General features: G+C 72.0%; 12 protein-coding genes. 8 read left to right on the top strand and 4 right to left on the bottom strand.

Going from position 1 to position 13,769, the window contains the following annotated elements; genetic code table 11:
* Window positions 1-95: 95 nt before the first annotated feature.
* Window positions 96-1,760, bottom strand: coding sequence for a urocanate hydratase (gene hutU, locus ACFU53_RS25285; protein WP_383996589.1), 1,665 nt, complete (start codon window positions 1,758-1,760; stop codon window positions 96-98).
* Between the two features lie 156 nt (window positions 1,761-1,916).
* On the opposite strand from hutU, the gene ACFU53_RS25280 reads away from it, so the two are divergent.
* The 6 genes from ACFU53_RS25280 (at window position 1,917) to ACFU53_RS25255 (ending at window position 7,048) form a co-directional block, all read left to right on the top strand.
* Window positions 1,917-3,404 carry a diaminopimelate decarboxylase gene (locus tag ACFU53_RS25280; RefSeq protein ID WP_383996644.1) on the top strand — a complete coding sequence of 496 codons (1,488 nt, stop codon included), beginning with the start codon at window positions 1,917-1,919 and terminating at the stop codon, window positions 3,402-3,404.
* Between the two features lie 388 nt (window positions 3,405-3,792).
* Window positions 3,793-4,191: a hypothetical protein gene (locus tag ACFU53_RS25275; RefSeq protein ID WP_383996586.1), complete on the top strand. Its 399-nt coding sequence runs from the start codon at window positions 3,793-3,795 to the stop codon at window positions 4,189-4,191.
* Entirely contained in the window at window positions 4,188-5,132 is a 945-nt protein-coding gene (locus ACFU53_RS25270) for a hypothetical protein (RefSeq protein ID WP_383996583.1), read from the top strand. Before ACFU53_RS25275 ends, ACFU53_RS25270 begins: the two co-directional genes overlap by 4 nt.
* Before the next feature lie 37 nt (window positions 5,133-5,169).
* Window positions 5,170-5,778: a roadblock/LC7 domain-containing protein gene (locus ACFU53_RS25265; protein WP_383996581.1), complete on the top strand. Its 609-nt coding sequence runs from the start codon at window positions 5,170-5,172 to the stop codon at window positions 5,776-5,778.
* 16 nt (window positions 5,779-5,794) lie between these two features.
* Window positions 5,795-6,169, top strand: coding sequence for a hypothetical protein (locus ACFU53_RS25260; protein ID WP_383996578.1), 375 nt, complete (start codon window positions 5,795-5,797; stop codon window positions 6,167-6,169).
* A gap of 165 nt (window positions 6,170-6,334) precedes the next feature.
* The gene (locus ACFU53_RS25255) at window positions 6,335-7,048 is read left to right on the top strand and encodes a lipoprotein (protein ID WP_383996641.1); all 714 of its coding nucleotides are present in this window, start codon (window positions 6,335-6,337) and stop codon (window positions 7,046-7,048) included.
* A 256-nt stretch (window positions 7,049-7,304) separates the two neighbouring features.
* On the opposite strand, the gene ACFU53_RS25250 is transcribed toward ACFU53_RS25255, so the two are convergent.
* On the bottom strand, window positions 7,305-8,165 hold the full coding sequence (locus ACFU53_RS25250) for a MurR/RpiR family transcriptional regulator (RefSeq protein ID WP_383996576.1): 861 nt from the start codon (window positions 8,163-8,165) through the stop codon (window positions 7,305-7,307).
* Window positions 8,162-9,820 carry an aromatic amino acid ammonia-lyase gene (locus tag ACFU53_RS25245; protein WP_383996573.1) on the bottom strand — a complete coding sequence of 553 codons (1,659 nt, stop codon included), beginning with the start codon at window positions 9,818-9,820 and terminating at the stop codon, window positions 8,162-8,164. Before ACFU53_RS25245 ends, ACFU53_RS25250 begins: the two co-directional genes overlap by 4 nt.
* 261 nt (window positions 9,821-10,081) lie before the next feature.
* On the opposite strand from ACFU53_RS25245, the gene ACFU53_RS25240 reads away from it, so the two are divergent.
* Complete coding sequence (locus tag ACFU53_RS25240) at window positions 10,082-10,519, top strand: hypothetical protein (RefSeq protein WP_383996638.1); 438 nt, start codon at window positions 10,082-10,084, stop codon at window positions 10,517-10,519.
* Window positions 10,520-10,902: 383 nt separating this feature from the next.
* Here ACFU53_RS25240 and ACFU53_RS25235 read toward each other — a convergent pair whose 3' ends face one another.
* A complete protein-coding gene (locus ACFU53_RS25235) occupies window positions 10,903-12,297 on the bottom strand; it encodes a cystathionine beta-synthase (RefSeq protein ID WP_383996570.1) in 1,395 nt (464 codons plus the stop codon).
* Between the two features lie 267 nt (window positions 12,298-12,564).
* Here ACFU53_RS25235 and ACFU53_RS25230 point away from each other — a divergent pair, with 267 nt between their 5' ends.
* Window positions 12,565-13,653 carry an SGNH/GDSL hydrolase family protein gene (locus tag ACFU53_RS25230; protein WP_383996567.1) on the top strand — a complete coding sequence of 363 codons (1,089 nt, stop codon included), beginning with the start codon at window positions 12,565-12,567 and terminating at the stop codon, window positions 13,651-13,653.
* Window positions 13,654-13,769: the final 116 nt, after the last annotated feature.

Below are 13,769 nucleotides of genomic sequence, written 5' to 3'. Positions count from 1 at the left end.
GGAGTGGGGGAGGGTGGGCACAGCCGGACGCGCGGGCGGTGACGAGGCATCGGCCCCCACCGAGGGGTCTCCGCCACGTCCCCCTTCGCTCCGGATCACGCGTCGCCGCCCTCGCGCATCGGCACCCGTACGCCCCGATCATCGGCAACGGACTCCGCGATGTCGTAGCCCGCGTCGACATGCCGGATCACGCCCATCCCGGGGTCGTTCGTCAGTACGCGACGGAGCTTCTCCCCGCCGAGCTTCGTGCCGTCCGCCACGGTCACCTGGCCGGCGTGGATCGACCGGCCCATGCCCACACCACCACCGTGGTGCAGGGACACCCAGGACGCCCCGGACGCCACGTTGACCATCGCGTTCAGCAGCGGCCAGTCGGCGATCGCGTCGGAGCCGTCGAGCATGGCCTCGGTCTCGCGGTAGGGGGAGGCGACGGAGCCGGCGTCCAGGTGGTCGCGGCCGATCACCAGCGGTGCCGCCAGTTCCCCGCTCGCCACCATGTCGTTGAACCGCTCACCTGCCTTGTCCCGCTCGCCGTAGCCGAGCCAGCAGATACGCGCCGGGAGGCCCTGGAAGTGGACGCGCTCGCCGGCCATCTTGATCCAGCGGTGGAGGGACTCGTTCTCGGGGAAGAGGTCGAGGATCGCCTTGTCGGTCTTGGCGATGTCGGTGGGGTCGCCGGAGAGGGCCGCCCACCGGAAGGGTCCTTTGCCTTCGCAGAACAGCGGCCGGATGTAGGCGGGGACGAAGCCGGGGAAGGCGAACGCCCGCTCGTAGCCGGCGAGTTGGGCCTCGCCGCGGATCGAGTTGCCGTAGTCGAAGACCTCGGCGCCGGCGTCCTGGAAGCCGACCATGGCCTCGACGTGCCGGGCCATCGACTCGCGGGCACGCGTGGTGAAGCCGGCCGGGTCCTTCGCCGCGTACGACGCCATGTCGTCGAAGTCCACGCCCACCGGCAGATACGCCAGCGGATCGTGGGCGGAGGTCTGGTCGGTGACGATGTCGATGGGGGCGCCCATGGCGAGGAGCCGGGGGACGAGGTCGGCGGCGTTGCCGAGGACGCCGATGGACAACGGACGGCGGGCGTCACGGGCCTCGACGGCCAGCTGGAGGGCGTGGTCGAGCGAGTCGGCCTTCACGTCGAGGTAGCGGTGTTCGATACGGCGCTCGATCGCGCGCGGGTCACAGTCGATACAGATCGCGACGCCGTCGTTCATGGTCACGGCGAGGGGCTGGGCGCCGCCCATGCCGCCGAGGCCGGCGGTGAGGGTGATCGTCCCGGCGAGGGTGCCGTCGAATTTCTTGGCGGCGACGGCGGAGAAGGTCTCATAGGTGCCCTGGAGGATGCCCTGGGTGCCGATGTAGATCCAGGAGCCGGCGGTCATCTGGCCGTACATGGTCAGCCCGAGCTGTTCCAGCCGGCGGAACTCCTCCCAGTTGGCCCAGTCGCCGACGAGGTTGGAGTTGGCGATGAGGACCCGGGGTGCCCACTCGTGGGTCTGCATGACGCCGACGGGGCGGCCGGACTGGACGAGCATGGTCTCGTCCTGCTTGAGGGTCTGCAGGGTGCGGACCATGGCGTCGAAGGAGCGCCAGTCCCGGGCGGCCTTGCCCGTGCCGCCGTAGACGACGAGCTTGTCGGGGTGCTCGGCGACCTCGGGGTCGAGGTTGTTCTGCAGCATGCGCAGGGCGGCTTCCTGCTGCCAGCCCAGGGTGCTGAGTTCCGTACCGCGCGGCGCTCGAACGGGGCGGGGTCCTGACACGGTCTGCCTCCTCGCTTTACAGCAACTATTCACATCCTGACTTGCTGAATAGAGCTAGTCAATACGGCCGTAGGGCCAGCGACGGCGCGCCGCGGATGTTTGGCTGGACACACTGGCCCTATGGGCTTGGACGACGACACGACAGCGGGGGACCGGATGGGAGACGTGGCGAACGGGACCGGTGGGGAGAGGCCCGCCGCCCGGCGGGAGGGAGCGGCCGGGGACCGCGCCCACCGGCAGAACGGGGCGGAGGGGGAGCACATCGACGGGCAGGACGAGGTGGACAGCGAACGCACACTGCGGCTGTTCGACACCGACGGCGAGCGAGCCGCCCGGCGGGACGAGGCCGTGCGGGCAGCGGTGGAGCAGGGGCTGCTCGGCCCCGGCACCCCGGTGGTCGCGCTCCTCGACGTCACCGGGATCCGGGCCTCGGCGGGGGCGCTGCGGAGGGCGTTCGACGCGGTGACGGCGCCCGGGACGCCTGTGCTGCACGCGTTAGCGGTGAAAGCGACGCCGCTCGTGCCCGTGCTGCGGCTGCTGCGCGAGGCCGGGATCGGCGCGGAGGTGGCGAGCGCCGGGGAGCTGGCCCTGGCGCGGGCGGCCGGGGTGTCGCCGAAGCGGACCGTGCTCGACTCGCCCGCCAAGACCCCGGCCGAGCTGCGGGAGGCGCTGGCGCTGGGCATCGCGGTCAACGCGGACAATCCGCAGGAGCTGGATCGCATCGACGCGCTCGTACGGTCGGCCACCACCCGCTCCCCCCTCGGCATCCGGGTGAACCCGCAGGTCGGCGGCGGCACGATCGACGCGCTGTCCACGGCGACGGCCACATCGAAGTTCGGGGTGGCGCTGCGGGACGAGGGCGCCCGGGAGTGGGTCGTACGGGCGTATCTCGACCGCCCCTGGCTGAGCCGGCTGCACGCGCACACGGGGTCGCAGGGGATGCCTCTGTCACTGATGACGCGGGGGATCACGGAGACGTACGAGCTGGCGGAGGAGATCAACCGGCGGATCGGACGGCGGCAGATCGACACGATCGACATCGGCGGCGGGCTGCCGGTGAACTTCGCGTCGGAGGCGGCGACACCGACGTACGAGCAGTACGCGCGGCTGCTGGCGGAGGCGGTGCCGGGACTGTTCGACGGGCGGTACGGGTTGGTGACCGAGTTCGGGCGGTCGCTGCTCGCGAAGCACGGGACGGTTCTCGCGCGCGTGGAGTACACGAAGAGCGCGGGCGGGCGGGCCATCGCGGTCACGCACGCGGGGGTGCAGGTGGCGACGCGGACGGTGTACGCGCCGGGGGCGTGGCCGTTGCGGATCGCGGCGTACGACGGGAAGGGGCGGGTGAAGAGCGGGCCGGTGGTGGTGCAGGACGTGGCGGGGCCGGCCTGTTTCGCGGGGGATCTGCTGGCGGAGGGGCGGGCGCTGCCGCTGTTCGAGCCGGGGGACTACGCGGCCGCGCTGGACACCGGGGCGTATTACTTCGCGCACCACTACGCGTACAACTCTCTGCCCCGGCCCGGGATTTATGGATACGCCCCCGGCGAGGGGGAGATGCGGTTCGCGGTGGTGCGGCGGGCTCAGACGTCGGAGGAGATCGTGGCGGAGGCGGGAGGAGTCGAGAGGTCGGGGCTTCTGGGGCTCTGACAGTCGCTTTCGAGCTCGGGTGGGAGTGGGAACTGTGGTGTGGCGGCTACGGGTTGGTCGTGGCTGATCGCGCTGTTTCCCGCGCTCCTGAAAAGCAACGGGCGCCCGGCAGCGACAAACGCTCCCCTTCGTACGCCCCTCAGGCCCCCCGAAATGATTGATGCCCGGCGCCCCGTCCGCGCTCGGCATGCGGGTCAGCCGCATATGCCCATCTCAGCGCACCGGTGCGCCTTCTGGGGCTCAACAGCGGTGAAAACCAGGCAAGTCGACCCACCTTAGTCACCTGTCCGCATGTTCCGCTGGAAAATGCCAGATCCCTCACCCCTCGCGCACACGTTGCGTAGCGTCTGCGTCACTCAGCCGAACCGCAGGCAGGAGGGGAGCCACGGTGCCCGGAATCGACGAGTGTCTGGTGGAGGCCATGAGGCTGCCCGGTGCCTTGGGCGCCGCGGTGGTCGACTGGACCAGCGGACTGGCGCTGGGCACGGTCGGGGAGGCCCCCGGCGGTGACCACGAGACGACCGCGGCGGAGGCGGCGGAACTGGCGCGGCTCGCGGCAGAGCACCGGGCGTTCGCACCGGAGGAGGGTTCGGACTGGTCCGGGGCGGATCTGCCGGTCGAGGACCTGATCATCAGCAACCGGGACACGTACCACGTGCTGCGGTTCGTGCGGACGACGTTCGACAGCAGTGTGTTCCTGCATCTGTGGCTGGCCCGTGCGGACGGCAACCTCGCGCTGGCCCGGATCCGGCTCGGCGAGATGGCGGGACGGCTGGTGCTGGCATGAGCGTGATCACCATTCCGGCGCCCCCGCTGCCCGCAAGCGGCGAGCACTTTCGGCAAGCCGTCTCCCCGATGCTGAGCCGGCTCGCCGCCGAGCGGGCCACCGGCGTACTGCTGAGCGAGAGCGGTTCGCTGTATCTGTCCGAGGGTGAGGTCGTGCACGCCGAGAGCCCCCGGTCCCCGGGCCTCGACGTGCTGCTCACCACCGGCGGCATCCTGGACACCGACGGCTGGCGGGAGGCGGTCGACACGGCCGGGGCCGGGCTGCGGGTCGGGCGGTTCCTCGTGGACAGCGGCCGGGTCGCCCGGGGCGCGCTGGAGCTGTGCCACGCGGGGGCGCTCTTCGACGCGGCGTACTTCGTCCTCGGCCCGAGCAGCGCGCCGGCCAGCTTCCGTTACGGGGCCGCGCACTGGCTGGGACCGATCCGCCCGGTGCCGGTGGCCACCGTGGAGCGCGAGGCCCGGCGCCGCCGCGACCTCCTGCACCGCATCTGGCCCGACCCGGCGACGGACGACGCCCCGTTGGTCAGGGCGGCCGGCCTCGACGTTCCACCGGTCCCGGCCCGCCAGGGAGCCGTGCTCGGCCAGGTCAACGGCTTCCGCACGGCGGCCGAGATCTCTTTGACCCTGGGACGCCCCGCCTTCCACACCCTCGTGGACGTACGCCGGCTGACGGCAGCGGGCCTCATATCCACAGCCCGGCACAGCCCAGCGAGAACACCACCGATCCCGACCGGTCCGGATTTCGTCCCCGCCATCCACCAGGGGCACACCCCTGCCATCCACCCGGGCCACACCCCACCGGCCGACCCGGGCCGTGACGCGTCGGCCGAACCCGCGGCCGTCGGCGAGGCATCACCCCCCACCCCACCTTGGCCGCTCACCACCTCAGACCCCGACGTGGCTCTACTGCAAAGGCTCAGGGATGCGCTGGAGGCCCTTTGAGCGGCAGCGGGAGCGTCCCGCCGAGAGGAGACTGCTCATGGCCGCGGAGGCCGAAGTCCTCGACGAACTGCACCGGTTGAGGGCCCGTGTACCCCAGTTGACCGGCGCGCTCGCGGCCAGTGTGGACGGGCTGGTCCTCGCCCATGACACCCCCGGCGTGGAACCGGAGGGCCTGGCGGCGCTCACCGCGGCCGCGCTCGGCGTCGCCGTACGGATGACGGACGCCGCCGGCCGGGGCGAGCTGCGCGAACTGCTGCTGCGCGGCGACCACGGCTATGTGGCGACGTACGCGGCGGGCTCCTCCGCCGTGCTGACGCTGCTGGCCCAGGACCGGGTCAACGTGGGCCGGCTGCACCTGGAGGGCCGCCGCGCCGGTGGCCGGATCGGCGAACTGATGGACGCCCTGCCCCGGCCGGACGACACGGCCACGGCCAACGCCAAGGCGGCCACCAGGAACCCGGCCCGCTCCGTGGCGAAGGCCGCGAGCGCAACGACGACCGCGACCGCGGCCACGGCCACGGCCTCGCCCCAGACACCGGCCAAGGCCACGGTCAGGTCGACCATGCCCCGCCGGACTCCCCGCACCACCGCCCCGCACAACACCCCCCGAACCACTCCCAACGCACCTACCGCCACTGAAAGTTGAAAGGACACCGCACACCATGGCCAACACCGAGACCGCGTTGAAAGAGGCCCTCGCGTCCATCGAGGGCGCGACCGGCGCCGCCCTGGTCGACTACACCAGCGGCATGGCACTGGGCACGATCGGCGGCAGCAAGGGGTTCGACCTCACCGTCGCCGCCGCCGGCAACACGGATGTCGTACGCGCCAAGCTGCGCACCATGGAACACCTCGGCCTCAAGGGCGAGATCGAGGACATCCTGATCACCCTGTCCGACGCGTACCACCTGATCCGCCTGCTCACCGGCCGCGGCGGCAACGGCCTCTTCATCTACCTGGTCCTCGACTCCAAGCGGGCCAACCTGGCCATGGCCAGGCACCAGTTGAAGAGGATCGAGGCGGAGTTGGAGGTCTGACCCACCCGACACCGACGCTCCGGCGGCGCACCCCACCCGGGGAGCGCCGCCGAGCACATTCCCCGGTAGGAACCCGGGCCCGACACGGATACCGCACACCCGTGCGAACACCACCCCTGCCCCTCCGCTAGCGTGTCCGGCCTGAACCAGGAGAAGAGGGTGGCTGTGGGAAGAGCGGTACGGGGGACGGTGCTGGCGCAGGTGGCTTTGCTGGTTGGGGTACTGACCGGGTGCTCGGAGTCGGCGGAGGACGGCGACGCGAAGCCGTCGGCGAGCGCCACCAAGTCGGTGAAGGCGGAGGTCGAGCTGGAGACGGAAGCGTCGGACGACGCCGCGAAGAGCGGCGGCAGCGTCGGCGCGGCCGGTTCCGCCTGCGAACTGCCGGTCACCTTCGACACGGCCGAGAAGTGGCAGCCGGAGGCCGTCGAGACGGAGGCGCCCGGCGGCGGGAGCGGTTCCGAGGAGGACGAGCTCGCGGCCGAGCTGGCCGAGGGACTGCTCCACCAGGGCCCGTTCACCGCCGCGTGCGAGATCGACGCCAAGCCGGCCGGGAACATCGGCTTCATCCGCGTCTGGACCGGTGAGGCGGGCGCGAAGGACGGGGACGCGGAGGCGCTGCTCAAGGAGTTCGTGGCGGCCGAGGGGAACACCAGCAAGGCCAGGTACAGCGAGTTCACCTCGGACGCCGACGTCTCCGGCACCGAGGTCGAGTACCTCTACACCAGCGACGCCCTGGAGGAGACCAAGAAGGAGCGGGCCTTCGTCACGGTCACCCCGGACGGGCCCGTCGTCGTCCACCTCGGCGGCTTCGACACGCAGGAACACGAGGAGATGCTCCCGGCGTACGAGCTGGCCAAGCGGACCTTGAGCACCGCCTGAAGAGCACTTGAGCCCCGTCCGAACATCACCTGAGCCGGGCGCGCCCCATGAGCACCCCGCGAGCCGTGTCCGCCTCCGGACCTCCGGTGAAGCTCCGGGAGTCGGTTGCGAACGCATCCATGGCCTGCGACCGGGCAGGACTCCCCCGGACGGATCACCGTCGGATCACCGATCGGGGGAGGTTCTCATGTCCACCCCGGAAAGCACCGCCGGAGCGCCCGCGCCCCGAATCAGGCACCTCACCCGGTCAAAAGGGCTACTCCACGAACAGCCCCCGTGTCGCCGCCTTCGCGTCGAACTCCTCCAGCCGGGCCTGGGCCTCCGGCAGGTCGTCGCACATGGCCTCCAGGAGCACGCGGCCAAGGAGCATCGGGGCGCAGGCGGTGTCGAAAGCGAGCCCGGTGCCGACGGCGGCGGGCAGGAGCAGGTCGGAGACCTTGGCGACGGGCGCGAAGGCGGAGTCGGCGACCGTGACGACGAAGAGCCCCGCCTCCTTGGCGTACGCCAGGGTGTCGACGACCTCGCGCGGATGCCGAGGCAGCGCGAAGCAGAGCAGGGCGGTCGCGCCGGCCCGTACCGCCGCGTCGATGCGGTCGTGGAGCATGCTGCCGCCTTCGTGCAGCAGCCGTACGTCGGGGTGGACCTTCGCCGCGAAGTACGCGAACCCGTACGCCTGGGAGGCCGCGGCCCGCAGCCCGAGCACCGGCAGCGGCCGGGACCCGGCCAGCAGCCGCCCGGCCCGTGCCACCGGTCCGGGGTCGGCGAGCACCTCGGCCAGATGCCGCAGGTTCTCGATCTCCGCCTCGACGGCCTGCTGGTACTCGTTGTACGCGGTGGTGTCCAGGGCCGGCTCGGCGGGCGCGACGTCCCGCAGATGCCTGCGCAGCGCCGGGTAGCCGTCGAAGCCCAGCGCCACCGCGAAGCGCGTCACGGACGGCTGGCTGACCCCGGCCAGCTCCGCCAGCTCCACGCTCGACAGGAACGGCACGTCGGCCGCCCGCCGCACCATGCTGTGGGCGATCCGCCGCTGGGTGGGCGTCAGCCGGTGCCCCTCGAAGAGGGTCTGCAGCCGCGCGGCAGGACTGTCCGTCACGCCCGTGCCCTTGTCCGCGCTCATGACGCGCTCCCCCTCCGCAGGTCGGCCTGGACGTCCGTCCAGATCTTGGTGAACCGGTCGAGCAGTACGGCCGCCGCGCTCACGTCCGCCGTCAGCGGCCGGTCGGCCGGGTCCGCGTCGAGCACGGCCTCCGCCAGCTCCAGCGCCCGCCCGACGGGCAGCTCCGGATCCGGCCGCAGGTCCCGCTGACGCAACGCCCGTACCGCGGCGACGAGTTCGCAGCCGACGACGAGCCGGTACGCGCCGCACGCCCGCAACGTCTGCCGTGCGGCGAGCGAGGCGAAGCTGGCCTGTTCCTCGACGCCCCGGGAGAGTACAGCGTGGCCGAGCGACGCGGGCGCGGAGAAGGCCCGCAGGTCACCGAGGGCGGCCCCGGCGGCGTACTCCAGGATCATCACGCCCGACGAGGCGGGCTCGTGATCCGCGAGGAAGGGGCGCAGCCGGGTGTACGCGGGCTCGTTGAGCGAGGAGAGCCGGGACGTCGACAGCCGCGCCACCTGCGTCACGGCGAGCCTGAAGTGGTCCAGGGCGAGGGCGAGTTGTGCCTGGTAGAAGCCGCCGTGGTGGTAGGCGGCCATGTCCTCGGGGCAGATCAGCGGGTTCTCCGCCGCCGCGTTGATCTCCACCTCCAGGACGCCCTCCAGCGCGTCCGCCGCGTCCAGCGCGGGCCCGTGGATCTGCGGCACGCACCGGAAGCCGTACGGGTCCTGTATCCGCCCCAGCGGGGGCGTGGGCCGGTCGGCGGCCCCGATCAACTCCCGCATGCGCCGGGCCACTTCGCGCGACCCCCGGTGGGCGCGCGCGAGGTGCACGGGCGCCGCGTACGCCTCGTGCGAGCCGTCCACGGCGAGCAGCGACAGCGCGGCGACGACCTGCGTGGCGGCGATCAGCCCCCGCAACTCGTGGAGCGCGAGCGCGGCCTGTCCGAGCGTGAGCGCGTTGCTGCTGATCAGTGCGAGGGCGTCGTTGTTGTCGAGCGGCTGCGCCTCGGGGGCACCGGAACCGGACTCGAACCGCGCCCCGGCAGCGACGCTCCCGGACCCGAGCCGCGCCCCGGCCTCCACCTCCGCCCCGGCCTCCGTCGGCACCGGCACCAGTGCCCGCCACGGGTGCTCCCCCGCCAACGCCAGCCCCATCTGGGCCAGCGCCGCGATGTCGCCCGTCCCGACCGACCCGAACTCGTTCACCACGGGGTACACCCCGCTCTCCAGCGCCTCGCAGAGCGCCGTCACCACGGTCGGCCGGAGCCCGGCGCCGCCCGCGAGCAGCTGGTTGGCGCGTACGGCGAGCATGGCCCGCACCTGCCGGGCGGGCAGCTCCTCCCCGATGGCCCCCGCGTGGCTGCGCAGCAGCCGCAGACCGTGCTCGGCGGCGGCCTCGGTGGGCACGTCCTCGGTGCGGTTGGCGCCGACGCCGGTGGAGCGGCCGTACACCCGACCGGCCGCCGCGATCAGCCGGGCGGCCTCCCAGGAGTCCTCCACTCGCCGCATGGCCGCACCGTCGGGCACGGGCCGCACGCCCCCGTCGGCGAGCCGTACGACGTCGGCGACACCCAGCGCGCGCCCGTCGAGGACGACGAGCCCGCCCGGACCGGACGGATCGGCCGTCGTGGCAACCGTGCCGGCCTCCGCCGCGCCCATGCTCCGAGACGACATCACCCGCAGCCTCCTCGACCCCAAGCAGACATCACATATTCAGTCATGGAGAACTCTGCATGAGGTTATGCAGGCCGAGCAAGAGATACCGCACAGGAGAAACGGGAGGAGGGACGGGAGGGACGGGCGGGAGGGAGGGAGGGAGGGAGGGAGGGAGGGAGGGGCGGGAAAGACGGCCCGGGGAAAGCCGGTGGGCGAACAGGGGGGCTAACCCCAGTGCCAGGCTGCCCCCCGCTGCCTACCGTGAACAGCATGACCGGTATGGATGCCCGTGACGCACAGCTCGGGGACACCGAGCTGAAGAAGGAACTCGCCGCCACCCTGCACGCCCGCAGAGAGCTCGGCGAGGACTACGAGTCCGCGCTCGTCGACTCGTTCCTGGAGAAGGTCGACCAGCGCATCGACGGCGCGGTCGACCGCCGGGTCCGGCGTCAGGTCGCCGAGCAGCAGATGGTGGTGGCCCGTGGCAGCCGCGCCCCCAAGTCCACCGACACCTGGGGCGAACGCTACGGCTTCGGCGTCGTCTCCCTCGTCGTCGCCATCCCCCTCTCCGGCATCGGCGGCGGGGTGGCAGAACTTCCCGGCCTCTTCGTCACCTGGGCGGGCATCGTGGGCGTGAACATGGCATGGGCACTGCGCGGTTCATCGGCCCTGCGCCGGCGCCGGGGCAAGAACGGGGACTCGGACTGGGAAGAGTGACCCCGGCGAGGTTCCCGAAAGAGCCGGAAGAGGCACCGGAAGAACTATGCGCGGGGACCGCCGCACCCCCGTGTGACGGGGGGCGGGACGACGGCGGTCCCCGCGAGGGACGCGGGCCGGGTCAGGACCGGGCTTACGCGTCCGTGGCGTCCATGGAGGTCCGGGAGCCGCTCCGGAGGTCCTTGACGCCGTTTCGGTTGCCGGCCGGGGCGGGGAGCCGCTCCCGCCCTGCCGACACCCACTAATGTGCCGGACCCGTGTTAAGCGGGTGCTGCGCGGACGTGACGCGCTCGTACCACTTCTGCGAAGTTAAACGCGTGACCCGGGCAAATCTTCGACGCGGGGGGCCCTTTACCGGGCCTTCGTCCCGGAATCGGGCACCTTTACTGCTTCATCCCGCCCTTGGCGAGGAACGCGAGCAGGTCCTGCCGGCTGACGACACCCGTCGGCTTGCCCTCGACGAGCACGATCGCCGCGTCGGCCGAGCCGAGCACCGACATCAGGTCGCCGACCGGCTCACCGGAACCGACCTGCGGCAGCGGCGCCGACATGTGCTTCTCCAGCGGGTCGTCGAGCGAGGCGCGCTGGGTGAACAAGGCGTCCAGCAGCTCCCGTTCGACAACGGACCCGACGACCTCGGCGGCCATGACGTCCGGATGCCCGGCGCCCGGCTTCACGATCGGCATCTGCGAGACGCCGTACTCCCGCAGCACCTCGATCGCCTGACCGACCGTCTCGTCCGGATGCATGTGGACGAGGGAGGGGATGGCGCCGTGCTCCTTGTCGCTGAGGACGTCGGCGACGCGCGCGCTGGGCCCCTCGTCCTCCAGGAAGCCGTAGTCGGCCATCCACTCGTCGTTGAAGATCTTGCTGAGGTAGCCGCGCCCGCTGTCGGGCAGCAGGACGACGACCACGTCGTCCGGGCCGAGCCGCTCGGCGACCTTCAGCGCGGCGACGACGGCCATGCCGCAGGAGCCGCCCACGAGCAGACCCTCCTCCTTGGCCAGCCGACGGGTCATCTGGAAGGAGTCCTTGTCGGACACGGCGACGATCTCGTCGGCGACGGTCCGGTCGTACGCGGTCGGCCAGAAGTCCTCACCGACGCCCTCGACGAGGTACGGCCGCCCGGAGCCGCCGGAGTACACGGACCCCTCGGGGTCGGCGCCGACGACCTGGACACGACCGTCACTGGCGTCCTTCAGATAGCGGCCGGTGCCGGAGATGGTTCCGCCGGTTCCCACGCCCGCCACGAAATGCGTGATCCGCCCATCCGTCTGCTCCCACAGCTCAGGGCCGGTCGAGTGATAGTGGGAGAGCGGGTTGTGGGGGTTGGAGTACTGGTCCGGCTTCCAGGCACCCGGTGTCTCACGGACCAGCCGGTCGGACACGTTGTAGTACGAGTCGGGGTGCTCGGGGGCGACGGCGGTGGGGCAGACGACGACCTCGGCCCCGTAGGCCCTGAGTACGTTGATCTTGTCGGTGCTCACTTTGTCGGGGCACACGAAGATGCACTTGTACCCCTTCTGCTGGGCCACGATGGCGAGCCCCACACCTGTGTTTCCGCTGGTGGGCTCGACGATCGTGCCGCCGGGCTCCAGCTCCCCGCTCTTCTCCGCCGCCTCGATCATGCGCAGTGCGATGCGGTCCTTCACGGAACCGCCGGGATTGAAGTACTCGACCTTGGCCAGGACGGTCGCCTGAATGCCCTCGGTCACGCTGTTGAGCCTCAGCAGCGGGGTGTTGCCGACGAGGCTGATCATCGAGTCGTGGAATTGCACCGTTGTCTCCGGAGCTGCAAAAAGGGATGGTCGTGATGTTCCGCCAGCCTAGGGCCTGTCCGGCGGATCAGGTCGCAGGGGAGCAAAGGTGCCTGAACAGCGCTGGTGAGCGGGGGCGTGGGGTTACCTCGCGCGCGAGCGAAGCCGAGCGTGGGGCCCTTAGCCCCGCCCTCACTCTTCTCCCCCCTGTTCACCTCCCGTCGGGATTGGCCGAGGGCCGGTACGGGGCAATGAGTGGGTGTACGGAGGAGGAGGTGGCTGCGACTGATGTCGAGCATGTCCAGGGCGAGGGTGGCCCGACGCATCGCGGCGGGCGCGGCGTACGGCGGTGGCGGCATCGGGCTGGTCGGTGCGGCTGCCGTCGGTGTGCTGCTGGCCGAGGTACGGATGGCCAAGCGTGTCGTGGGCAACGGGCACAGCCCCCATCCGCCGAGCGCGGAAGGCCTGTACGGCCGCGCGTACGGCAGCCGGTACGGCCGTGCGTCCAGCTCGTACGGCAATGCGTACGACGCCCCTGACGACTCCCCGCTCCGGCTCGTCATGCTCGGCGACTCCACGGCCGCCGGCCAGGGCGTCCACCGGGCCCGGCAGACCCCGGGCGCCCTCATCGCCTCGGGTCTCGCCGCGGTGGCCGAGCGCCCGGTGCGGCTGCGCAACGTCGCGCTGCCGGGCGCCCAGTCGGACGACCTCGACCGGCAGGTGGCGCTGGTCCTGGAAGACCCGGCCCAGGTCCCCGACGTCTGCGTGATCATGATCGGCGCGAACGACGTGACCCACCGGATGCCCCCGACCCGCTCGGTCCGCCACCTCTCCGCGACCGTACGGCGACTGCGGACCGCCGGGGCCGAGGTGGTGGTCGGCACCTGTCCCGACCTCGGCACGATCGAGCTCGTGCAGCAGCCGTTGCGCTGGCTCGCCCGCCGGGCCTCGCGGCAGCTCGCGGCCGCCCAGACGATCGGAACCGTCGAGCAGGGCGGCCGCACCGTGTCACTGGGCGACCTCCTCGGCCCCGAGTTCGAACAGAACCCCCGCGAGCTGTTCGGCCCCGACAACTACCACCCCTCCGCGGAGGGTTACGCGACCGCGGCGATGGCCCTCCTGCCGACGGTCTGCGCGGCGCTGGGCCTCTGGCCGGCCGACGAGGAGCGGCCGGATGTCAGCCGCCGCGAGGGGTTCCTGCCGGTGGCCCGCGCGGCCGCCGAGGCCGCGTCGGAGGCGGGCACGGAGGTGACGGCCGCGATGCCTACGGGGCCGCGTGGGCCTTGGGCTCTGCTCAAGCGGCGGCGTCGGCGGAGGGTGCCGGTGTCGGACCCCGCGCCGAACACTGCGGCGGAGGCGCAGCCGGGCGCCCAGTAGCCCGGGGTGCACTGCGATCGGGCGACCGCGAGTGCGTGGGGGCTGATCGCGCAGTTCCCCGCGCCCCGGAAAACAAGAAGCACGGGGCGCAGCCCCAGCTTTTCAGGGGCGCGGGA

It is taken from the genome of Streptomyces sp. NPDC057474, from assembly GCF_042802555.1.
GTDB lineage: Bacteria > Actinomycetota > Actinomycetes > Streptomycetales > Streptomycetaceae > Streptomyces.
Note: the sequence above shows the minus strand (reverse complement) of the source record. Positions and strands in the feature narration are given on the sequence as shown.